This window comes from Pseudomonas sp. EZ-C24 (assembly GCF_014525325.1).
In the GTDB taxonomy this organism is placed as follows: Bacteria; Pseudomonadota; Gammaproteobacteria; order Pseudomonadales; family Pseudomonadaceae; genus Aquipseudomonas; species Aquipseudomonas shirazensis.
The window spans coordinates 111210-135216 of sequence record NZ_JACDIU010000013.1; the positions used below are offsets into that span (position 1 = coordinate 111210).

Sequence of the window (24007 nt, forward strand, 5' to 3'; positions counted from 1 at the left end):
CATCAGCATGACGTACAGCACTCCAGCAGAAATCTTCCAGACCTCCGCCCAGCAAGCCGCACTGCTGCGCGCCGAACGCAATGCCGGGCGCCCGCTGCTGGCCACCCTGCAGCTGCCTGCCAGCGTTGTCGGTGACGACGCGCAGTGGCACGCCGCGCTGCTGCAACTGGCCGAGCGCCACGAAATTCTGCGCACTCGCTACACCCAGGTGCCTGGCCTGCAGTTGCCCGCCCAGGCGATCAGCGCGCAGGCCGAGGTACGCCTGATGCACGCGGCTGACCTTGAGCACGCCCGCGAGCTGGCTCGCGCAGCGTTGGCAGAGACGCCGCTGGTGGCAGTGCGTTGGGCTCAGCAAGTGCTGCTCGCCGCGCCGCTGGCCAGCCTTGACCGGACCAGCCTGCGCCTGTTGGCTGATGAACTGGCGGCGCTTGGCCAGGGCCAGACATTGCCTGAATTCGATGCCCTGCAATATGCCGACTACGCCGCTTGGCAGGAGGAGCTTGCCGAGCAGCAACTGGGCCAAGAGGGCCTGGCCCATTGGCGCGGTCTGCTGGCGCAATTTACTCATGCCCCGCAGCTGCCATTCGAGCGTCGGGTTGGCCTGGGCGGCGAGCGGGAGTCGAGCCGTCTGGAGTTGCCATTGGCGACCGTGGCAGGCCTGGCGGCGCAGCTTGGGCTGCCGGCGCAGGTAGCGCTTGGCGGGCTATGGGCAGGTTTTCTGGGCGGCCTGCTGGGCGAGCAACGAGTTTTGCTGAGCCTGCTGGTGGACGGTCGCAACGAACAATTGCTCGCCACCTTGGGCCACTTCGCTCGGCGTCTGCCGGTTGCCGCAGAGGTGCCGGCGCAGCAGTCTGTGCGTGAGCACCTGCAGGGCTTTGCCCAGCAGTTGGCGCAGAGCCGCTCCTGGCTTGAATGCTTCAATGAAGTGGAACTGTTCGAGAGCAATCTGGACCAGCCCGGCCCGTTGCTGCTTGGCGCTGACATCGAGCTGGAGACTGAGCACGATCTGGTGCTGGTGCAAGATCCCGCTCAAGCCGAAAAACTCCACCTGCAGGCGCGCCGCTGCGGTCAGCAACTGATTCTGCAACTACTGGCCCCGATCGGCCTGCTCGTACCGGGCTTGCTGGATGCCTGGCTGGCCCAGTTTGCTGTGTTCATCGCCGCGGCTGCGGCCGCGCCTGAGCACCCCGTCAGCGACATCGCCACGCTCGATGCCGGCCAGTCGCGGCAGGTGCTGGCGTCGCTGGACCACAGTGCCAGCCTGCAGGGCCCGCAGGCGCAACTGCTGCACCAACTGTTCGAACGCCGCGCCGCGCTGCATCCGCAGCACATCGCCTTGCAGGTCGAAGGCCGCCAGCTGAGCTACGCCGAACTCGACCGCCAGGCCAACCGCCTGGCGCGGCGCCTGCAGGCCGAAGGTGTCGGCCGTGATGCCCTGGTGGGCGTCTACGGTGGCCGCTCAGTGGAAATCGTGGTGACCCTGCTGGCCATTCTCAAAGCTGGCGGCGCCTATCTGCCGCTGGATCCGTCCTATCCGCACGAACGGCTGAGCTTCATGCTTGAAGACGCTGGCGTCCGCTGCCTGGTGCGCTTGCAGGCGCTGCCTGAAGCACTGACGCTGCCCGCTGCAACCGTGCAGCTGGAAGTGACCGCGCAGACGTTGGAGGAGGGCGACGCCAGCCCGCTGCCGGCCAGCAATCACAGCGACGACCTGGCCTATGTGATCTACACCTCCGGCTCCACCGGCCTGCCCAAAGGCGTGATGATCAGCCATGCCAACGCCTGTGCCTCGACCCAGGCGCGCTTGCAGTTCTACCGTGAACCGATCCAACGCTTCCTGATGCTGTCGTCGTTCTCCTTCGACAGCTCGGTGGCCGGCATTTTCTGGACCCTCGCTCAAGGCGGCAGCTTGTGCCTGCCGGCCGAGCAGGCACACAAAGACCCGTTGCAGATCGCCCAGCAGGTTGCCGACCAGCAAATTTCGCACTTCCTCGCGCTGCCATCGTTCTATGCGCAGATCCTCGAAGCACTGCCAACTGACGCCGGCCTGACCTGTGTGATCGTGGCCGGCGAGGCCTGCCCGGTCGAGCTCAGCGAGCGCCACCAGCAACGCTTGCCGCAGACACTCTTGGTCAACGAGTACGGGCCGTCCGAGAGCGCCGTCTGGTGCACTGCCCAGGCAGTTGCCGAGCCCGTGCTGGCCGAGCGCGTGGCGATCGGCACGGCGATTGCCGGCACCCGCTTGCAGGTGCTCGACGAGGAGGGCGAACTGGTCGGCTTCGGTCGCCCGGGTGAGCTGTATATCGCCGGCGCCGGCCTGGCCCGCGGCTACCTGGCAAGGCCGAGCCTGACCGCCAGCCGCTTCTTGCCGGACCCGCACGGGGCAGTACCCGGGGCGCGCCTGTACCGCACCGGCGACCGCGTGACCTGCCGCCCGGACGGCGTGCTCGACTACCTTGGACGCCTCGATTTCCAGCTGAAGATTCGCGGCTTTCGTATTGAGCTGGGCGAGATCGAAGCGCGTCTCGGCGCTGACAGCCGTGTCCGCGAAGCGGCGGTGGTTGCCCGCGATACCGCAGCCGGCAAGCAGTTGGCCGCCTATGTGGTATTGCACGCCGACGCGCCCGCCGAGGCCAGTGAAGCGGCGCTGCTAGAGCTGCTGCGCGAGCAATTGCCCGAGCATATGGTGCCAGCCTTCATCAACGCGCTCGAGCGCATGCCGTTGACCCCCAACGGCAAGCTAGACCGCAACGCGCTGAGTGCCCGCGAGCAACGCGGTCAGGCCTACGTCGCACCGCGCAATGAGCTGGAGCAGACGCTGGCGCGCATCTGGCAAGAGGCGCTGGAGCTGCCGCAAGTCGGTATCCACGACAACTTCTTCGCCCTCGGCGGGCATTCGTTGCTGGCCACGCGGATTCGCTCGCGGGTACACAGCGAGCTCAATATCAACCTGCCGCTGCGCGCATTTTTCGAAGGTGAAACCGTCGAGTTGCTGGCCCAGCAGGTCGAGCTGCACCGCGATAACGAAGTCAACGAAGACAAGCTCGATGCCCTCGAAGCCCTGTTCGCCGAGGCTGAGCAGCAATGAGTCAGCTACCCGATCGGATGTTGGCCCTGGCCAAACGCTTTGCCGGCTTCAGCCCAGCGGAACGCAGCGCCCTGCAAGCGAAGATGATCGCCCAGGGGCTGTCGCTGGATATTCTGCCGATTCCGCCGCGCGAGGCGGGCATCAGCGAGTTGCCGGCCTCGTATGCGCAACAGCGGCTGTGGTTGGTATGGCAACTGGACCCGCAGTCCAGCGCCTATAACCAACCCGCGCAGCTGCGCTTGCGTGGACAGCTGAACAGCACCGCGCTGGAGCAGGCGATCGGGCAGTTGATCGAGCGGCACGAAGTGCTGCGCACCAGCTTCCGCTGGCACGAGCAGCAGGTGTTGCAGGTGATCCACCCGCAGCGTCGGTTTGCCCTGACCCGGCTCGACCTCAGTGCCGCGGGTGAGGGCGCCGAAGCGCTATTGGCCGAACAGATGACGGCGCTGGCCGAGCAGCCCTTCGATCTGGAGCGTGACTTGCTGCTGCGGGCAACGCTGATCAAGCTCGCTGCCGAGCAGCATGTGCTGTTGTTCTGCAGCCACCATATTGTCTGCGATGCCTGGTCGTTGCCGATCCTGGTTGGTGAAGTCAGCGAAGGTTATCGCCAGGCCTTGCAGGGCCAGCGCGCTGCGCTGCCGCCTCTGGCCGTACACTACGCCGACTACGCCCACTGGCAGCGGCTGTGGCTGGAAGCCGGTGAGGGCGAGCGGCAGCTGGCCTACTGGCGCGAGCGACTCGGTAGCGAGCACGTGCAGCTGGCTTTGCCACTGGACCGGCCACGCACGGCCAGCCGCAGCAACCGCGGTGCGCGCCATGAAATCGAATTCGATGCAGCCCTTGGCGCGCGCCTGCGCGCGATGTCGGCGGCGACCGGCAGCACGCTGTTCATGCTGCTGCTGGCCAGCTTCCAGGCCGTACTGCACCGTTACAGTGGCGCCGCTCAAGTCCGCGTCGGCACGCCCGTGGCCAACCGTACTCGCGCTGAAGTCGAGGGGTTGATCGGCTTTTTCGTCAACACGCAGGTGCTACAGGCTGATATCACGCCCCAGCAGACCTTTGCCGCGCTGTTGGCCCAGGTCAAGAGCCGGGTCCTCGAGGCCCAGGCGCATCAGGACACGCCGTTCGAACAACTGGTCGATGCCCTGCAACCCGAGCGCAATCTGGACAGTAGCCCGCTGTTTCAAGTGCTCTACAACCATCTGGTCGACGCAGCCGACGCCGGCCGCCTGGAATTGCCGGGCCTGACCGTCGAGGTGCAGGGCAGCGGGCATGAAGCGGTGCGCTTCGACCTGACCCTGAGCACCCGCGAAGCCGATGGCCGCTTGTATGCAGCCTTGGTGTACGCCACTGATCTGTTCGACGCCAGCACCATTGCCCGCCTAGCCGAGCACTGGCGCAATCTGCTCGCTGATGCACTGCGCGATCCGCAGCAGGCGATTGGCGACCTAGCGCTGTACAGCCCTGCAGAACAACAGCAATTAGCGCAATGGGCCGAAGGCGGCCCGTTGCAGCAGCGCGCCCTCGATGTACCAGCGCGGATCAGTGCCCATGCGCAAACCACACCTGAGGCCATCGCTGTGGTGCAAGGCGCACGGCGCCTCAGCTATGCCCAGCTCGACGGCCAGGCCGAAGCCTTGGCCGGGCGCTTGCGCGAGCAGGGCGTGGGCGCCGATGTACTGGTCGGTATCGCTGCCGAGCGTTCGCTGGAGATGGTCGTCGGCCTGCTGGCAGTGCTCAAGGCCGGCGGCGCCTATGTGCCGCTGGCGCCCGAGTACCCGCAGCAACGTCTCAACCAGATGATAGCCGACAGCGCCCTCGAGCACCTGCTGGTGCAGGCGCCGCTGGCTGAGCGCTTTGCCGAGCTGACCGGCGTCCACCAGCAACTGCTGCCCGACCCGACCCAGGCGTTGTCCGGCGCAGGCTGGGCGCTGGCGCCGATCAGCGACCCGCAGCAATTGGCCTATGTCATCTTTACTTCCGGCTCCACCGGTCGCGCCAAGGGCGTCACCGTCAGCCACGGCGCGCTGGCCAACTACGTTGCAGCCATCGGCGAACGCCTGCCGATCACTCAGGCGCGGAGCATGGCGCTGGTCTCGACCATGGCCGCTGACCTTGGTCATACCGTGCTGTTTGGCGCGCTGTGCCACGGCCAGGCCTTGCACCTGATCGACAACGACATGGCGGTCGATGGCAGCGCCCTGGGTGCTTATCTGCACAACGAACAGATCGATGTGCTGAAGATCGTGCCGTCGCACTTGGCGGCGCTGCTTGGCGAAGATAACGCCGCAGTCATCCCCCGGCAGTGCCTGGTGCTGGGCGGCGAAGCCTGCCCGCCAAGCCTGTTGCAACGCATCCAGCAGCTGGCCCCGGCCTGCTGCGTGGTCAACCATTACGGCCCGACCGAGACCACGGTCGGCGCCATCACCCAAAGCCTCGATGGCGACTGGGCGCACGCTACACGCCTGCCGCTGGGGCGGCCGCTGGCCAATCTGCGCGCCTATGTGCTCGACAGTGATGCTGGCGCGCTGCCGGTGAACTGTGCCGGTGAGCTGTACCTGGGCGGTGCCGGCGTCGCCCGTGGCTATCACCTGCGTCCGGGCATGACCGCCGAGCGCTTCGTGCCCAACCCGTTCAGCGCCGATGGCGCGCGGCTGTACCGCACCGGTGACCAGGCCCGCTACCGCGCCGATGGCCTGCTGGAGTTCATTGGCCGGGTCGATCACCAGGTCAAGATTCGCGGCTACCGGGTCGAACCTGGCGAGGTGCAGGCCTGCCTGCAGAGCCACCCACAGGTGCGTGAATGCGCCGTGGTTGCTCAGGACGGCCCGACCGGCAAACAGCTGGTGGCTTATCTGGTCGCCGCCGAGGCCGATCTGCCCGGGATCCGTCAGTGGCTGGGCGAGCAGTTGGCAGCGCATCAGGTGCCGAGCCATCTGCTGCTGTTGCCGACGCTGCCGCTGACCGCCAACGGCAAGCTGGATCACAAGGCACTGCCACAACCCGACGTCAGCAGCCAGGCCGACTATCGCGCTGCCGCCAACGACGTCCAAGGTCAACTGGTAGAAATCTGGCAAGCGCTGCTCGGTGTCGAGCGGGTAGGCATCAGCGACAACTTCTTCGAACTTGGCGGTGACTCGATTATCGCCATCCAGATGGTCGGCAGGGCGCGTCAGGCGGGCATTCATATCGCCTCCAAAGACGTCTTCCGCTGCCAGACCATCCTTGAGCTGGCAGCCGTTGCCAGCTGTATCCAAGTGCTGCAGATCGACCAGGGCCCAGTGCGCGGCGAGATGCCGCTGACGCCGATCCAGCAGGTGTTTTTCGCCAGCGACATCCCGCAGTTGCAGCACTGGAACCAGTCCGTGCTGTTGACGCCACGCAGCCCGCTGCAAGTGGCACTGCTGGCCCAGGCACTGAGCACCCTGCAACAGCACCATGACGCTTTGCGCCTGCGCTATCAGCAGGTTGCCGGGCAATGGCAGGCCAGCCACGTCGACAGCATCGAGGCTTGCCTGTGGCACGAAGCCGTGGCCGACGAAGCCGCTGTGCGCGATCTGGGCCAGCGTGCACAAGCCAGTCTGGATCTGAGCAACGGCCCGGTGCTGCGCGCGGTGCTGATGGACCTTGCCGATGGCAGCCAGCGGCTATTGCTGGTGATCCACCACCTGGTGGTCGATGGCGTGTCCTGGCGGGTGTTGCTGGAAGACTTGCAGCAGCTGTACCGGGATCTGCAACAGGGCACGCTGGCGCGTCTGCCGGCCAAGACCAGCGCGTTCCAGAGCTGGGCCCTGCGCCTGCGCGAGCATGCCCGCGGCGCGCTGACCGAGGCTGAACTGGCCTACTGGCAACGCTTGCGTGACGCTGATGCCAGCCTGCCACTGGACCGCCCACACGGCGCCAACCTGGCCTGCCATGGCCGCGCTATCAACACCCGCCTGCCACGCGAGGCCACCACCCGCCTGCTGCAGGACGCTGCACGAGCCTACCGCACGCAGATCAACGACCTGCTGTTGCTGGCCCTGGCCGAAATGGTCTGCCGCTGGACCGGTCGCCCTGAGGTGCTGGTGCAGTTGGAAGGGCACGGCCGCGAAGAGCTGTTCCCTGAAATCGACCTGTCACGCACGGTTGGCTGGTTCACCAGCCTGTACCCCGTGCGTCTGGCCCCAGCCGACGATATCGCCAGTTCGATCAAGGCAATCAAGGAGCAACTGCGCCAGGTGCCGGGCAATGGTCTGGGCTTCGGTGTGCTGCGTCATCTCGGTGACGATGTCTGCCGCGCCGCGTTGGCGGCAGTGCCGAAACCGGCGATCACCTTCAACTACCTGGGCCAGTTCGACCAGAGCTTCGACGAGCATTCGCTGTTTGCGCCGGCAGCGGAAAACGCCGGGGACGAGCGCGACAGCCGTGCGCCGCTGGGCAATTGGCTGACCCTCAACAGCCAGGTCTACGGCGGCGAGTTGGCGCTGAGCTGGAGCTTCAGCAGCGAGGTGTTCGACGATGCCACGGTGCAGCGGCTGGCCGACGACTATCAGGCGACCCTGCTGGCGCTGATCGAACACTGCTGCCAGCTGGCAAACGGCGGAGTAACGCCGTCCGACTTCCCGCTGGCGGCGCTCGAGCAAATCCAACTGGACGCCTTGCCGGTAGCACCACGGGCCATCGCCGACCTCTATCCACTGGCGCCGATGCAGCAGGGCATGCTCTTTCACACCCTCTACCAGCAAGCCTCGGACGACTACGTCAATCAGCTGCAAGTGCCGGTGCAAGGCCTCGACGCCGAGCGTTTCGGCAAGGCGTGGGCGGATGCAATTACAGCCCACGACATCCTGCGCACGTCCTTCCACTGGCAGGGCGAGCTGAGTGAGCCGGTGCAGATTGTCCATCGTCAGGTCGAGCTGCCGTTGCAGGTGCTCGATGGCCAAGGCGTGGATCTGGAGGCATTGGCCGCTGCCGAGCGGCAGGCCTGTTCGCGCTTTGATCAGGCGCCATTGCTGCGTCTGCTCCTGCTGGAACTGGGCGGCGACAAGCAGCACCTGATCTACACCAACCATCACATCCTGATGGACGGCTGGAGCAGTTCGCAGCTGATGAGCGAAGTGATGCAGCGCTATCACGGCCTGCAGCCGGCTCGTCAGCCTGGTCGTTATCGCGACTACATCGGCTGGCTGCAGCGCCAGGACAGCGCCGCCTGCGAAAGCTTCTGGCGCCAGCGCCTGACGGCCCTGGACGAGCCTACCCGGTTGGCCGGTAGCCTGGCCCGGGGCACGGGTGCGAGGGGCCATGGCGAGTTTCACCATGACTGGGACGAAGCCAACAGCCAGCACCTGCAGGCGTTTGCCCGGCAACAGAAAGTCACCGTCAACACCCTGGTGCAAGCGGCCTGGCTACTGCTGTTGCAGCGCTATACCGGCCAAGCCAGCGTGGCCTTTGGCGCCACGGTGGCCGGGCGGCCGGCAGAGCTGCCGGGGATCGAGCAACAGGTCGGGCTGTTCATCAACACCTTGCCGGTCATTGCCACCCCGCAGGCAGGCCAGCGCGTCGGCGACTGGCTGCACAGCGTCCAGGCCGAAAACCTCGCCCTGCGTGAGTTCGAGCACACGCCGCTCAACGATATCCAGCGCTGGGCCGGCACCGGCGGCGAGGCACTGTTCGACAGCCTGCTGGTGTTCGACAACTATCCCGTAGCCGAGGCACTGGGCCAACAAGCCGAGAGCAGCGTGCGCTTTGGCGACGTTGCCAGCCGCGAACGGACCAACTATCCGCTGGCCGTGGCAGTTGCAGCCGAACGCCGCCTGAGTATCAGCTACGGCTACGACCGCGCAGCGTTTACCCACGCCGCCATCGAGTGTCTCAATGGCCATCTGTTGCAGCTGTTGGCCGCCTTCATGGTCGACGCCGAGCGCCCCTTGGCCAGCATCGAACTGCTGACCGAAGCGGAGCGCGCTGCGCTGTGCCACGACTGGCCACGCTTCGCCGAACCGCCGGTACACCTGGGTATCGGCGCCATGGCCGGCGCCTGGCCAGAGCGTCAGGCACTGATCTTCAATGGCCAGCGTTTCAGCTATGGCGAGCTCGACCAGCATGCCAACCGTTTGGCCCATGAGCTGATCGCCCGCGGCGTCGGCCAGGAGCTGCGGGTGGGCGTGGCGCTGCCGCGCAGTGACGGCTTGCTGGTGGCCTTGCTCGCCGTGCTCAAGGCCGGTGGCGCCTACGTGCCGCTGGACCTCAGCTACCCACGCGAGCGTCTGGCGTATTTGATGGAAGACTCTGCCATCAGCCTGCTGCTGACCGAGGCGCCACAGCGCGCGCAACTGCCGATCCCGCCGGGGCTGGCAGTGCTTGAGCTGAACAGCCTTGACCTCAGCCAGCACGCGAGCAGCGCACCGGCCGTCGAGGTTGCACCCGAAAGCCTGGCCTACATCATCTACACCTCAGGCTCCACCGGCCGCCCCAAAGGCGTCGCTGTCGCCCACGGCCCGCTGGCGATGCACTGTCGCAGCACCGGCGAGGCCTATCGCATGACGCCGGCCGATTGCGAGCTGCACTTCCTCTCGTTCGCCTTCGACGGCGCTCATGAACGCTGGCTGACCGGCTTGCTGCATGGCAGCAGCATCCTCTTGCGCGACGACAGCCTGTGGACCCCGGAGCAGACCTGCGAGGCGCTGCGCGAGTACGGCGCGACCATGGCCGGGTTCCCGCCGGCCTATCTGCACCAGCTTGCCGAGCACGTGCAGCGGGTCGGCAATCCACCGCCGATGCGCCTGTACAGCTTTGGTGGCGATGCCATGCCGCAGGCCAGCTTCGAGCTGGTGCAGCAGGTGCTCAAGCCGAAGATGATGATCAACGGCTACGGCCCGACCGAAACCGTGGTCACGCCGATGGTCTGGCGCACTGATTTGAATGACGTCTGCAGCGCGGCCTATGCACCGATTGGCAGTTGCGTGGGAGAGCGCAGCGCGTACGTGCTCGACGCCGACCTCAACCTGTTGCCGGTCGGTGTGGCAGGTGAGTTGTATATCGGCGGCACCGGGCTTGCTCGCGGCTACCTCAACCGCCCTGGACAAAGTGCCGAGCGCTTCGTGCCCGATCCTTACGGCGAAGCCGGTGCACGGTTGTACCGCACCGGCGATGTGGTACGCCAGGACGAGGCGGGCGTGTTCGAGTACCTCGGGCGGATCGACAATCAGGTCAAGATTCGCGGCTTCCGTATCGAACTAGGCGAGATCGAAGCCCGCCTGATGGGCTTTGCCGCCATCAGCGAAGCCGTGGTGCTGGCGCAGGAAACTGCACAAGGGCGCAGGCTGGTGGCTTATCTGGTGGCCGCCGCTGGCCAACGCCAGGCGCATACCGATGCAGCCTTGCTCGAGCCGATCAAGGCCGAACTCAAGGCCGCGTTGCCCGATTACATGCTGCCCGCGCATTGGCTGCTGCTCGAGCAACTGCCGCTGACACCCAATGGCAAGCTCGACCGCAAGGCCTTGCCGCTGCCGACGGTTGACCACGCTGCGCGCAGCTACGTGGCACCGCGCAATGACGTCGAAAGCACGCTGGCTGCGTTGTGGCAGGAGGTGCTCAAGGTCGAGCAGGTTGGCGTCACCGACAACTTCTTCGAACTCGGTGGCGACTCGATCATCTCGCTGCAGCTGGTTGGCCGTGCGCGGCAGGCGTCGATTCGCTTTACGCCTAAGGACCTGTTCGAGCAGCAAACCATTCAGGCCTTGGCTGCCGTCGCTGAAGTGGGTGAGGGCGAGCAGATCGACCAAGGCCCGGTAACCGGTGGGCAGGTACTGCTGCCGGTGCAGCAGTGGTTCTTCGAGGAGCCGATCCCGAGCCGGCATCACTGGAACCAGTCGGTACTGCTCAAAGGCCGTGAGCCATTGCAGGCCGCCACGCTGGAGCAGGCGCTGCAGGCCTTGGTCGCACACCACGATGCGTTGCGCTTGGCGTTTGTCGAGCAAGCCGATGGCTGGCAGGCGCACTACCGTGACGTAGACGTCGCTCAGAGCCTGCTGTGGCAGGTTGAGGTGGCCGATACCGCTGAACTGCAAGCACGCTGCGAAGCTGCCCAGCGCAGTTTTGATCTGGCTGCCGGGCCGTTGTTGCGGGCAGTGCTGGCGACCTTGGCTGATGGCAGCCAGCGCTTGTTGCTGGTGGTGCATCACCTGGTGGTCGACGGCGTGTCCTGGCGGGTGCTGTTCGAAGACCTGCAACAGGCCTATCAGCAAGCGCTGCAAAACCAGCCAGTGCAACTACCGGCAAAATCCAGCGCCTATCAACGCTGGGCCGAGCGCTTGCAGACTCATGCGCAGCGCGCCGACGCGCCAGCCGAACTGGATTACTGGTGCAGCCAGCTCAGCGGCGCGGTTACCGGTCTGCCCGGTGTTGCAGCCAACGCGATCGCCAGCGGCCTCGATGCCACCAGCGTGCACGCCCAGCTCGACACCGAACAGACCCGTCGCCTGTTGCAGGCAGCGCCGGCAGCCTATCGGACGCAGGTCAATGACCTGCTGCTCACCGCGCTCTCCCAAGTCGTGGGCCAGTGGACCGGCGCCGGCTCGACCTTGATCCAGCTCGAAGGCCATGGCCGCGAGGCGCTGTTTGACGACATCGACCTCAGCCGCACAGTCGGCTGGTTCACCTCGGTGTTTCCGTTGAAGCTGACACCGGCTAACGATCCTGCAAGCTCTATCAAAGCCATCAAAGAACAACTGCGCGCCATCCCCGACAAAGGTTTGGGCTACGGCGTGCTGCGTTACCTCGGTTCGGCGGACACTCGTCGGCAACTGGCTGCGCTGCCGGTACCGCGCATCACCTTCAACTACCTCGGCCAGTTCGACGGCAGCTTCAGCCAGGATGATGCCTTGTTCAGCCCGGCCAGCGAAGCCCATGGCAGCGATTCCAGCGCTGAGGCGCCGCTGGGCAATTGGCTGTCGATCAGTGGCAAGGTGTATGACGGCCGTCTACGCCTGGACTGGAGTTTCAGCCAGGCGATGTTCGACCCTGCGCCGATGCAGGCGTTGGCGGATGCCTATGTGCAGGCGCTGGCCGAGCTGATCGAGCATTGCTGCGACGAGCGCCACGCCGGCGTCACCCCATCCGACTTCCCTTTGGCCGGGCTTGCGCAGCCCCAGCTGGACGCACTTGGCGTCGCGCCTGCGGCCATCGAAGACATCTATCCGCTGGCGCCGATGCAACAGTACCTGTTGCAACATGAGCTGCATGACGCGGTGGCGGGCGACTTCGTCAACCAGATGTGCATGGACCTCGATGGCGTCGACCCGGAGCGGCTGCGCCAGGCCTGGCAGGCGGCGATGGATCATCATCCGATCCTGCGTACCCGATTTGCCTGGGCGGCGCCGTTGGCTGCTCCGGTGCAGGTGGTGCATCGCCAGGTGCGGTTGCCGTTGCGGCAGGTGGATGGTTGCGAACTGAGCACTGCTCAGCTTGAACAGTTGGCCAATGATGAGCGCCTGCGTGGGTTTGAACTGGATGCTGAGCCGTTGTTGCGGTTGGTGTTGATTCACCGCGGTGGCGCGCGCTATCGGTTGCTGTGTACCAATCACCATATTCTGCTGGATGGCTGGAGTGGTTTTCAGTTGTTCAACGATGTCCTGGCTGCCTACACCGGGCAGGCGCTGGTGCACAGTGGTGGTGGCTATCGCGATTACATTGCCTGGCTGCAAAGCCGTGACCGTTCTGCCGATCAGCACTTCTGGCAAGGCCAACTGGCCTCGTTGCACACGCCGACCTTGCTGCAGCGCTGCGCGATCGGTCGCACTGCGGCAGCGGGAGGAGGGCATGGCGAGTTGGCCTACCGCTTTGACGCACTGCAGACCGAGCAGGTTGCCAGTTTTGCCCGCCGGCAGAAAATCACCGTCAACACGCTGATGCAGGCCGCTTGGTTGTTGCTGCTGCACCATCACACGGGTGAATCGACAGTCGCCTGCGGCGTGACCTTGTCTGGACGACCGCCGCACTTGCGCGATATCGAGCGGCAGTTGGGCCTGTATATCAACGATGTGCCACTGGTGGCCGAAATAGATCGTCTACAAGGGCTGGGCGACTGGCTGCAGGATTTGCAGACGCGCAACCTGCGAGTGCGCGAGCATGGCTACAACGCGCCAGGTGAGATCGAAGGCTGGGCAGGCCTTGGTGGTGCGCTGACCGACAGCGTGATTGTCTTCGAGAACTATCCGGTCAGCGCCGCACAAGCGAGCGGTGACAGCCGCGGCTTGCGCTTGCAGGCCATGAACAGTGTCGAACAGGCCAATACCCCGCTAACGCTGTATGTGGAGCTGAAAGGCCAATTGCAGCTGCGCTTTGACTACCGACTCGATGCATTCGCTGAGGATGCGGTGGGTCTGCTGAACGAGCAATTGTTGCAGGTGCTGTGGCAGTTGGTGGATGGGCGAGTTGATCGCAATCTGGGGGAGGTGTTGGGCAAACGACCGTTGGCGGCGTGATGGCTTGTCGTGAAGGGTGAAAAAGGGGCACCGAAAGGTGCCTCTTTTTTTGCGATGACATATGGGCGGCACCCGTTAGCAGTAGCTCAATTGCGCTGCCTGAAGTCGTTGCGACCCAGCCGCTTGGCTTTGCGTAGAGACCTGAATGAGGGAGACTCACATGGGTATATGCATTTTGCATGCATCTGCGCTAAGCGGTATCATGCAGGTCAAAATTGCTCAGGTAGATAGGCCGCGGAAGAGGGGTCGCGGCCTTTTTTGAAGCACGTCAGAATAGACCAAAAATGGACAGTCAATATTATCTTCGGCAATGCAAACGTGGGCTGCTCTATAGCGGCGTGTTTTTGATTAACTGGTATTGGCGTGATGCGTATCCCTTAGGTACTAATGTCGTCTATACCTCGCTGGTAGTCGCCAGTTGCTTATTGTTTCCGTATGCTACTAAGTGTTTCGAGCAGCTTGCGCATGTTACGCGTACCTATAGCCTGTGGCATAGATGCTTTGGTGTCGAAACCCTCAGAAATAACGGATTTATTATGCTCTATCACGTTTTTTGTTTGGTCGTAGCGCTGCCAGTTGGCGGGCTGTATTTTCTCTGCGCGAGCGCGAGAAAAAGCTGACTCAATAAGTCAGCTTGTTCGATTAAGGTCTGAGAGACAAAACAAAATCGTTGAATTTCTTCATTTGGTTATCATCGATTGCAGCGCTGACTACAGCCATTAGCACGGCGAAAGCTAGGATTCCAGCAGCCCCTGCCGGCATACCAATAGTCATACTATAGGCGGCTGCTAACAGTATTCCTGCGAGCTTTCCTGCCACGAAAGTTTCGGTTGCCAGGAAAAAAGAATTCCAGTTATTGGTCTCGAAGCCTTCGACTGCAGCGGTATGTAAGACCTGTAAATCCATGACTAGGGCAGTAACGCCAAAACCTTTGGCAAAGCGTGCAAGGTTCTCCGACATTTGTTTCTTGTCCATGGCCTTCAGCGCAGTGGCGATTGCAGCCCTATCTGCGACGCCGAACTTCTTTTGAATGCCTTCCCGGTATTGGTCGAATGCCTTGATCGCCTGAGCTGCGGACCGGATGCGTTTACCCTGAGCAGCCTGTTCCAGTTCCCGAGCTTGCGAGGCCAGTTGATTGCCGAATTTGTCTGTTACTTCGCTATAAAAGTCGACAACGAATTTGACCGCTGCCATGTGGTCGGCTTCAGCCTCAGCCTTGGCTTTCTCATCGGCTAGACGTTTAGCTTCCGCCTCGCGTTGCTGTTGTGCTTTGACGCGTTCTTCAGCGAGGCGCTTACCCATGGACTCGATTGCAGCATCCAGCCAAAGGACCTTGTGCGCTTCAGCGTACGACAAGCCGTATTCCGTCTGAATGCGCAGTGCCATGGCCATGTAGCCACGAGCCAGTCCGCTTACCCTGAGTTTGCTTTGCTTGACCTTCATCGAAATTGTAAGGGGGTTGCTGCCAAAAAAAGCATTAGCTTTTTCTAGTGCAACTGCTCGCTCTTTTCCTAAGCTTGTAATGAGTGTTTCCATTTTTGCAGCGTTACTAGCGGCATCTGCTGTCGTGGCCCCCAAGGCGGCTAGTTGATTGCTGAGGTGCGTGTCGAGATTCTTGGAAGTCTCGGCAAACGTTGCTTTTACCTCCCCTTCAATACGACCGATTTCCTTCGCTAAGCCATTGTTTGCATATTGAATTTCATATTTTACATATGCCATATGCGTGGACGCTATGCCTGGCGCGAAATGGTAGGACTGTACATTGAACCCGATCCCATAAGGATCATTGCCAGCGGGAGGCTGTGCGCCCACAAAGGTTGCTGGGAGATTAGTTTGCATAGGGTGGTATTCCTCGCTGTACTAGATGGCGGAGCAGTTTTGCTCCGGCCTGCTGTTCGTGCAGGTGAAGCCACTCTATATGCATAAATGCATGCCGTGCATTGGCGTTACCCCTTGCAAGGTTGTGGGGGAGGGGGCAGCTGCTTGCTCGCTGGCTTAGGTGTGCATGCATCTCGCTGCCCTGCAAAACGCATGGCAACAAAAAGCCCCCGCCGGAATCCCGGTGGGGGCTTTGAACTCGCGAGACTGCGAGTCAGATCAGAAGCTGTACTTCACATTGAACATTACGTTGCGCGGTGCACCCCAGAAGGTCGTGCCGTAGTTACCAATGCCGCTGTAGTAATGCTTGTCGAACAGGTTATTGACGTTGACCGTGGTCTTCAGGTCCTTGCTGACATCATACCCAGCCACCAGGCCCACCAGGGTGTAAGCCTTCTGCTCAAACTTGGCAGTAGGATCGCTGACGGTGTACCAGTCGCCCGGCAGGAAATAGGTCCCGCTCTGCCAGTACACGTTACCGCCCACCGTGACCTTGTTCAGATCGCCGGGCAGGCGATAGTTGGTCGCCACCTTGAACATATGCTGAGGCTGATTGGCCGCAACGCGACGGTCATCCGCATCATGCGATTCGGCAAAGGTGTAGCCCCCCTGCACCTGCAGGCCTTCCAATACCTGTCCCGCAACCTCCAGCTCCACACCTCGGGTCGTCACGCCTTGAACGGCTCGGTATGCCCCGCCATTATCGCCAGCAATCGCTTCTGCGAAGTTATCTTGCTGGAGCTCAAACAGGGCCATGCTGGCATTCAGGCGGTCATTCAGGTACGCGCCTTTGATGCCGATCTCGTAGCTCTGCCCGGTCAGCGGGTCCAGTGCAGTGCCGCTCGGAGTCAAGTTGAAGGGTTGTGGTTTGAAGACGTCGGTGTAGCTGGCATAGACCGTGTGATGATCGTCCAGGTCGTAGGTCAGGCCGGCATACGGCACAACTTCCCCGGAAACCGAAGCCTTCGGGTCTTCAGGATTGAACGTTGCAAAGACGTTCTGGTTACGCCACTTGTAATCAACCACGCGCGCGCCGAGGATCACCGAAAGCTGGTCGGTCGGCTTGAGGATGGTAGAAGCAAACGCTACTTTTTGACGCGATTCGATATCGAACTTGAGCCACCAGTCGTAGGCATCAGGTTTGGACGCATTGTTGTCCCAGTCAAATACATCGTCCACGGTAGCATCCGTGTTGCCGTCGAACCGCGTAGACACCGAGCGGGTGTGAGCAATGCTGTAACCAAACACTGCCTCATGCGTCCTGCCGCCCAATGTGAACGGACCACGGGCATAGATATCCAGACCTTTTTCCTTGGTCGTGGTATTGAATTTCGAGGCACCGCCTTGATAGAAACCGTGCTGAGCGCTGTTATCCAGGTTCACCGGTGCGCTGGTCAGGCCGGAAATGAGCTCGCGTGAACTGTACTTCCTGCCACTGATTTGGGTTTTCAGCTCCCATCCGTTGGAAAAATCATGGCTGATCTCCGCGAAGGCACGTTGAGTTTCCTGGTTGCGCCATGCCCATTTATCTGCAGCGTTCATGTCCCGATCGAACTTGATTGTCTGGCCATTCACGTAGAAGGCGGGCAACGCACCAGTTGTCGAACCGTTATGCTGATCCTTTTGGGTGTCGTAACCCACGGTCAGCATGGTGTCCTCGTTCAGATCAGCTTCAACAACGCCGTAGAAGATGTACTGATCACCTTCCAGGTAATCGATGTAGCTCTTGTTGGTCTGGGCCCCGGCAACCATCCGCCCGCGGATGTTCTTGTTTTCAGTCAGTGGTCCAGACAGATCCAGATCAGTGGTGTATTTATCCCACGAGCCTGCGCCAGCACCGACTTGCCCCTTGAATTCGCTGGTCGGACGTTTGCGTACCAGATTGACGACTCCAGATGGGTACCCAGCACCGTTGACCAATCCGGTAGCGCCCTTCAGGACTTCAACGCGGTCGTAGATGATGGTGTTACCAATGCTGTAGTTGTCCCGCAGCGAGCCACCGTCGGAAGACAAGCTCGGCACACCATCAAACTGAAAGTTCTCCAGCTGAAAGCCCCGCGAGTAGAAGCTGTACGCCTCCGAACTCTCCTGGTTGACGGTAATCCCCGGCGTCTGCTTGAGCACATCGGAAACACTTTGCAGGTTCTGATCATCCATCTGCTGGCGGGTCACCACACTGACCGACTGCGGCGTCTTGCGCAGGCTCAGAGGCAAGCGCGTAGCCGCTGCGGTTTCACCGGTGGTGTACGAACCTGTTCCTTCGGTGGTGATCCCCAACGCCGCCCCGGAAATGTTCGTTGCACCCAACTGCATGGCCGAATCATCCGCCGCCCGCGGAGCGCCAAGGGTGACGACGTTGCCCTGCACGCTGTAGCTGACGCCAGTGCCCTGCAGCAGTCGCGCCAGTGCTTGCTCAGGCGACAGGCGACCGGCTACTGCTGCGCTGCGGCGGCCTTGCACGGTGTCCTGGCTGAACAGGATCTGCATGTCGGTCTGCTTGCCGAAGCTGAGCAGCGCGCTACTCAGCGGCTGCGCCGGAATGTCGAAAGCCAGGTCCTGCGCCTGAGCAACCGTTGCATAGGGCAGGGCCAGGGCCAGGCCAAGAGCGCTCATGCTCAACGATGGGCGCAAGGCATGGCGCAGAAGCAGTGCTTTTCCTAGTGGGGTGAGGCGGTGTGGTGCTGGCATTGTGTCGGCTCTTATATATGGCGTAAGTGTTAATGCGATTGCGTCTCAACTTACAATGGAACGCATGACCCGCTGAAAACCGGAAAAGTTTTTTCAGGCCGGCTCCAGATCGCTGCGCACCTTGCCCGAATCCATCCGTACCAGCTGGTCGGCTACATCGAAATAACGGTCGTCGTGGGAGATGACAATGATGGTCTTGCCCAGCCGTTTCAGATCGGGCAGCAGCTCGGTGTAGAAGATGCGGCGGAAGGTCGGGTCCTGGTCAGCGGCCCATTCGTCGAATACCAGCACCGGCCGCTCTTCGATCCAGGCATTGACCAGCGCCAGGCGCTTGCGCTGGCCGGTGGAGAGGTCGGTGGTGGTGAACGCGCCGTCGCGGATGCTGACCTTGTGGGCAATTTCCAGACGTTCCAGGTAACGGGCAGCGTCTGCCGGCAGGTCGCCGTCGCCCTGGACCAGGTCGTCGAACAGGTAGTAGTCGGCGAAGATGGTGGTGAACAACTGGCGATAGTCATCGCGGTTCTGTGCCGTTACCGCCTGGCCGTTCAGGCGTATTTCCCCTTGCTGCGGCTCATACAGGCCCAGCAGCAGTTTGATCAGGGTGGTCTTGCCGCAGCCGTTTTCGCCAACGATGAAGACAATGTCGCCCTGGCGGATCTTCAGGTTGACCGGCCCGAGGGCAAACGGCGTAGCGCCGTCAACTACCGGGAAGGCATAGCGCACGTCGCGCAGTTCCAGCTCGTGCACCGCTTGCGCGGGCTTGGCCGGGGCGTCGAGCAGCAGATGTGGCTCCGGCGAGGAGAACGTCTCGGACAGCTCGGCAATGCGCCGGAAGGCAATTTGCGCGCGGCTGACGATCGGCAGGTTGGCAATCAACTGCTCGAGCGGGCCTTTCATGTACAGCAGCACCAACACAAAGCCACTCATCACCGCCTTGTTGCTGTCGGGCCAGTAGGCTTGCATGGCCAGCGCCAGGCCGATCACCACGAAGAACAGCATCGAGCCAAAGGTCTTGGCGACGATGAAGATGTTCACCGACTCGATCTGCTTGCGGCAGATCAGCGAAGCGCTTTCACGGATGCGCTGGGTGAACATGCGCTGGCGGCGCGGGCGGTGAATGCGCAGTTCCTTGGCGCCATCGGCAATCGCGCGGTAGTGCTTTTGCAGGTTGTCTTCTTCATCACGTGCTTCGAGAAAGCCTTTCAGGCCTTTGTTCTGGGCGACGAACTGCGCGGTGCAGCCGATGGCAATGGCCACCAGCATCATCAGGAACATCGGCCACGACAGCATGGCCAGATAGCCCAGGCAGCCGAGGGTGACGGTCAGCGAGATGGCCAGCGGGGCAAACACGAAAGCGAAGTCGCTGATGGTGTCGATGTCGTGAGTGAGCACCGGGATCAGACGGTGGCTGCGGTAGCGCTCGATCTGCGCGATCGGTGCGCTGAGGACCTTTTCGCCAAGCTCCAGGCGCAGGCGGCGGATGATGTACTGGCCGACGCGGTTGCTGCTCATGTCCGACAGGATCGAGCAGCACAGCGCCAGCAGGCACAGGCCGGCGAAGGCGGCGACGACGTTGCCGGTCAAGCCAGCCTCGCTGTTGAGGGCGTTGTTGATGGTGGCCAGCAACACCGTAATCGACAACCCACCGACCATGCCCAGCACGATGGACACAGTCACGAGGGGCCAGAACGGCTTGAGCAGGCGCAGCAGGTCGGCGAAGGCGCTGCGGCTGCGTGGAGGGCTGATCATGGAAACTCCTGAGTCGAACGGCGAGAAAAAGACAGATAGCCGTGCGCGCAAGGCTGGCGTATCCCTGCAGAGAGGACGAAGCGGGAGGAGGGGGATTTAGCGAGGAGAGAGGGGAGGGTGAGCTGCTCGCGCAAATGGTGGACAGAAATGTCCACCACTCGCAGAGCAGCTCAGGTTGAAGCCAATTCAGATAGCCGTTACGACTCGGTTACGCGCTGTTTTTCACTCGCATGCTTAGGTGCAGACTTGGTTTCCTGAACGACGATGTAAAACTCCTCGCCATGCTTCACCGCCCCGTACAGTACTGCCTTTTCGATCAGTTCGCTGGCACGCACGTGACGCAGCATCATCGGATCCCTGCGCAGATCGCGATACAGCGCCACGCACAGCAATACCATCACGATCACAAAGGGCAGGGCCACGACGATAGTCAGGTTCTGCAGACCGGTAAGGGCCGCGCCGGGATTCGCCGGGTCGCCAATTGCGAGCATGATCGCCGCAACGGTGCCGGTCAGGCCGCCCCAGAAAATCACCGTGGACCGCGACGGTGTCGTCGTCCCGCGCTCCGACAGCGTGCCCATCACCAGCGAAGCAGCGTCCGCCCCGGACACGAAGAAAATCGCCACCAGCACCATGACCAACACCGACGTCAGGCTTGCCAGCGGGTATCCGTCCAGAAGCTGGTAAAGCGCGGTGTTGCTGTTGACCACGCCGTCCACCAGCAGCAGGCTGCCCTCGCGCACTGCATCGATGCTTGCACCGCCGAACAAGGTGAACCAGATCAGGCTGACCAGGCTTGGCACCAGCAGCACGCCGCTGACGAACTGGCGGATGGTCCGGCCGCGACTGATGCGGGCGATGAACATGCCGACAAAAGGCGTCCAGGAAATCCACCATGCCCAGTAGAACACGGTCCAGCTGGCCAGCCAGCTGTCCATCTGCGGGCCGCCACTGGCGCTGGTACGCGCCATCATTTCCGGTAGCAACTTGATGTAGACACCGATAGAGGTCGGCAGCAGGTTCAACATCAATAACGTCGGGCCGACCAGGAATACGAACACGGCCAAGGCAAGGGCCAGGATCATGTTGACGTTGGACAGCCACTTGATGCCTTTGCCAATCCCGGACACCGCAGAGGCAACGAAGGCGATGGTCAGCACGGTCACGATGGCGAGGTAAAAGATTTTGCCAGGGTGTTCGATCCAGCCGTTGTATTCCAGGCCGCCGGCGATCTGCAGCGCCCCAAGCCCCAGTGAAGCGGCAGAGCCAAACAAGGTGGCGAAAATGGCCATCATGTCGATTACCCGCCCCAGCGGCCCGTTGGCATGCTTGCCGATCAGGGGACGAAATGCATTCGAAACCAGCTGCGAGCGGCCACGCCGAAACGTACCGTAAGCAATCGCCAGGCCTACAATCGCGTACATCGCCCACGGGTGCAGCGTCCAGTGGAACAGGGTGGTGGCCATCGCCACCTGCATCGCTTCGTTGGACTGGGGGGCCGCTGAGCCGGGAGGTGGCGTCATGTAGTGAGACAGCGGCTCAGCGACGCCGAAAAACATCAGGCCGATGCCCATGCCGGCACTGAACATCATCGCGACCCACGACACTGTGCGAAACTCGGGCACCTCGCCGTCACGCCCGAGTGGGATCCTGCCGTAGCGGCTCGCCGCCAGCCAGAGCACGAAAATCACGAACAGCGTAGAGGTCAGCACGAAGAACCAGCCGAAATTGATGATGACCCAGGATTGCGCCGCTGACGCGCTGGCGGCAAGAGTCAACTGGCTGAGGAAGCCCCAGAGGATGAAGGCGATTGCGGTGATGCTGGTAATGCCGAACACGATCCAGTCGATCTTGCCTTCTAGATGCCGATCTTGCCGCGCTTCTTCTGTTTTGGAGGGGTCGGTTACGCCGAGTGCGAGGGTTTCAGCGTTGTTTTCCATTGCCATAAATTAACTACCCACCTTGAAATTTTGCAGGTCTTTGTTCTTGTTTTCTCGGTAACGCTGCAAACAGTCCGACGTCAGTGCGCACTGGAGGCCTGCCGATTATCCATTTCCTGTTCACGCCGCCTGTTCTGAGAGCGTCCATGCGCAATCCTTTTGACGACTTGCGACAACTGCGCAGGGGGAATTTGGTGCAGGGCAACGGCGGGAGAAGGACGGTCAGGCGGGCGCTTGCCCTGAGCAGAGGCGGGGGATTCAACGGGGAAGGTGGCGGGCAGCCGGTTGCTTAGCGGGTTCGGCCTGATGGCAGGCCAAACCCTTTAACGACGCAGATCAGAGGCTGCGTTCGAAGAAGTATTCGCGCTCAAGACGCAGCAAGGCGGCCTTCTTGTGCACGAACTGGATGTCTTTCAAGTGGCCGAAGCCCTGCGACTTGAGAAATTCGATCTGGCGCGTGTGATCGATGCGCGGCTCGCCAAGAATGCGCTGAGTACGCGGGTCATCCAGGTACATGTAATGCATCAGCGAGTTGAACCATGCCTTGAGCTTGCCCACCCCCTGGTGCTTGCTCTCACCGACCACCACATGCCAGCCGCGGTCGTAGTCGGCCACGTCATAGAACGGCGCGATGCGGTCTTCCTTGCACCAGTACACCTCGAAGTAGGCGAACGGCTCATCGTCGAAGCAGCCGATCAGCGGATGCACGCGCGGGTCGTCGAGCATCTCGCGCAGGTAGGCGGCGTGCTCTTCGAGGCTGCCGGTCTGCTCCCAGAAGTACGCCACCTGTTCCAGGTTCATCCAGCGGTTGAAGGCTTCGAGGTCGCGGTCGGGGTCGATGGTGCGCAGGCTGAAAGTGCTGTTCAGGCCCGGCAGGTGGCGCCGATAGACTTCGCCGGCAGGGATAGGGGGGCGCTGAGGGTGGCGTTTTTCGCCGCTGAAACAGTAATGCGGGGCCGTGTGCACACTGGCCGGTGCGGTCAGCCATGCCAGCGGGTTCTGCCAGAAGGTGGCGCGTCGGCATTGCAGTTCGAGGCTGCCATCTGCACTGGGCAGCTGCGTGTCGAACACGCCCTGGCGGATTGCCGCAACGGCGAATGCCTGCGGGGCTTTGAGGTTGATGCTGAGCACGGCGGATTTTTTGCGGTAGGCAAAGTGGCTGCCGATCACTGCCAGCAAGGCGGTGGCGGGGTAGTGCGCGGGCAGCGGGCTGTCGATCAGCACGCGCTCGCCGTCGAAACGGTAGCTGAGCGAGGGCAGGTCGCCGACCTGCAGCACGCCCTCGGCGGTGTCGCCGTGAGTGCTGGCGCGGCGGCCATCAGGCAAGGTCAGGCTGAACAGTGGTGCGGGCATGGCAGGGCTCCCTCGGGGCACGGGTGGGGTGGCGGTCACAGTTCGCGGGCAACGCGAAAGCTCAGCCAGTCGCCGCGGTCGGACGGGATGGTGGCGTTGCGGTTGCCGGAGCGGGAGAAGATCGGCGGCTCGATCCAGTCGTTGCCGCGCATCGACAGCACCTTGCAGCCAGGCTCAGTCCAGGCGCTGCCGTCGTTGGGTGCGCCTTCATAGCTGTCGCGGTAGCAGTCAGGGGTGAATTCGGAAACGTTGCCGTGCATGTCATAGACGCCAAAGGCGTTGGGCTTGAAACTGCCGGCCGGGGCGATATTGGCAAAGCCGTCTGCTGGGCCGTAGGTGTTGGCATTGAGGGCGATGCTGTATTCCTTGTCCGGGTCCAGCGGGAACGGGAAGGGTCCTTTGCTGCCGCCGCGGGCGGCGTATTCACGCAGCGCTTCGCTGGGCATGAAGTACTGCTTGCCGGTCTTTTTCGACAGCCATTGGATGTACGCCTGGGCTTCGTTGAAGTCCAGGCACACCGCCGGGTTGCGCGCTTCGTACTTGTAGCGCGGGATGCCGGCGATGCACTGGCGGCCTTCGCGGTCATCACCGCTGGGCATGCGGTAGCCGCTGTCGCGCAGGTACACATCCCACTCGCCTTTGAGTACCTGGAAGCGGCTGATGGCGATAGGGCGCTTGAAGGTCACCTCATGCTGCGGGCCTTCATCGGGCTGGCGGCCGACTTCACCCTCGGGGGTGCCCATGCTGAAGCTGCCTGCGGGCAGTACCACCAGCTCTGGGCAGTCCTTGCAGTCACGGATCACCGTGCCGGGCGCTGCGGCCTGGGCGCCGCTGCTGAGCAGCAT

At 62.5% G+C, this 24007-nt stretch carries 8 protein-coding genes; 2 read left to right on the plus strand and 6 right to left on the minus strand.

Going from position 1 to position 24007, the window contains the following annotated elements; all coding sequences use genetic code 11:
- The first annotated feature begins 7 nt into the window (after positions 1-7).
- Entirely contained in the window at positions 8-3088 is a 3081-nt protein-coding gene (locus tag IDM28_RS08735; protein WP_188035721.1) for a non-ribosomal peptide synthetase, read from the plus strand.
- On the plus strand, positions 3085-13554 hold the full coding sequence (locus IDM28_RS08740; RefSeq protein ID WP_188035722.1) for a non-ribosomal peptide synthetase: 10470 nt from the start codon (positions 3085-3087) through the stop codon (positions 13552-13554). Before IDM28_RS08735 ends, IDM28_RS08740 begins: the two co-directional genes overlap by 4 nt.
- A gap of 642 nt (positions 13555-14196) precedes the next feature.
- Here IDM28_RS08740 and IDM28_RS08745 read toward each other — a convergent pair.
- From IDM28_RS08745 to IDM28_RS08770, 6 genes are all read right to left on the minus strand, one after another.
- Positions 14197-15393 carry a colicin-like pore-forming protein gene (locus IDM28_RS08745; protein ID WP_188035723.1) on the minus strand — a complete coding sequence of 399 codons (1197 nt, stop codon included), beginning with the start codon at positions 15391-15393 and terminating at the stop codon, positions 14197-14199.
- Between the two features lie 258 nt (positions 15394-15651).
- On the minus strand, positions 15652-18120 hold the full coding sequence (locus IDM28_RS08750; RefSeq protein WP_188035724.1) for a TonB-dependent siderophore receptor: 2469 nt from the start codon (positions 18118-18120) through the stop codon (positions 15652-15654).
- Positions 18121-18213: 93 nt separating this feature from the next.
- Positions 18214-19869, minus strand: a complete 1656-nt coding sequence (locus IDM28_RS08755; RefSeq protein ID WP_181108735.1) for a cyclic peptide export ABC transporter — start codon at positions 19867-19869, stop codon at positions 18214-18216.
- A 197-nt stretch (positions 19870-20066) separates the two neighbouring features.
- Positions 20067-21815, minus strand: a complete 1749-nt coding sequence (locus IDM28_RS08760) for a BCCT family transporter (protein WP_150573506.1) — start codon at positions 21813-21815, stop codon at positions 20067-20069.
- Between the two features lie 330 nt (positions 21816-22145).
- A complete protein-coding gene (locus tag IDM28_RS08765; RefSeq protein ID WP_101318520.1) occupies positions 22146-23162 on the minus strand; it encodes a GNAT family N-acetyltransferase in 1017 nt (338 codons plus the stop codon).
- Between the two features lie 35 nt (positions 23163-23197).
- A complete protein-coding gene (locus tag IDM28_RS08770) occupies positions 23198-24007 on the minus strand; it encodes a formylglycine-generating enzyme family protein (protein ID WP_224786383.1) in 810 nt (269 codons plus the stop codon).

Bases quoted from the DNA above. Each gene is read 5' to 3' on its own strand.
- IDM28_RS08735 (WP_188035721.1), top strand. From the start codon at position 8: ATGACGTACAGCACTCCAGCAGAAATCTTCCAGACCTCCGCCCAGCAA.
- IDM28_RS08745 (WP_188035723.1), bottom strand. From the start codon at position 15,393: ATGCAAACTAATCTCCCAGCAACCTTTGTGGGCGCACAGCCTCCCGCT.
- IDM28_RS08750 (WP_188035724.1), bottom strand. From the start codon at position 18,120: ATGCCAGCACCACACCGCCTCACCCCACTAGGAAAAGCACTGCTTCTG.
- IDM28_RS08755 (WP_181108735.1), bottom strand. From the start codon at position 19,869: ATGATCAGCCCTCCACGCAGCCGCAGCGCCTTCGCCGACCTGCTGCGC.
- IDM28_RS08740 (WP_188035722.1), top strand. From the start codon at position 3,085: ATGAGTCAGCTACCCGATCGGATGTTGGCCCTGGCCAAACGCTTTGCC.
- IDM28_RS08770 (WP_224786383.1), bottom strand. From the start codon at position 24,007: ATGCTGCTCAGCAGCGGCGCCCAGGCCGCAGCGCCCGGCACGGTGATC.
- IDM28_RS08760 (WP_150573506.1), bottom strand. From the start codon at position 21,815: ATGGCAATGGAAAACAACGCTGAAACCCTCGCACTCGGCGTAACCGAC.
- IDM28_RS08765 (WP_101318520.1), bottom strand. From the start codon at position 23,162: ATGCCCGCACCACTGTTCAGCCTGACCTTGCCTGATGGCCGCCGCGCC.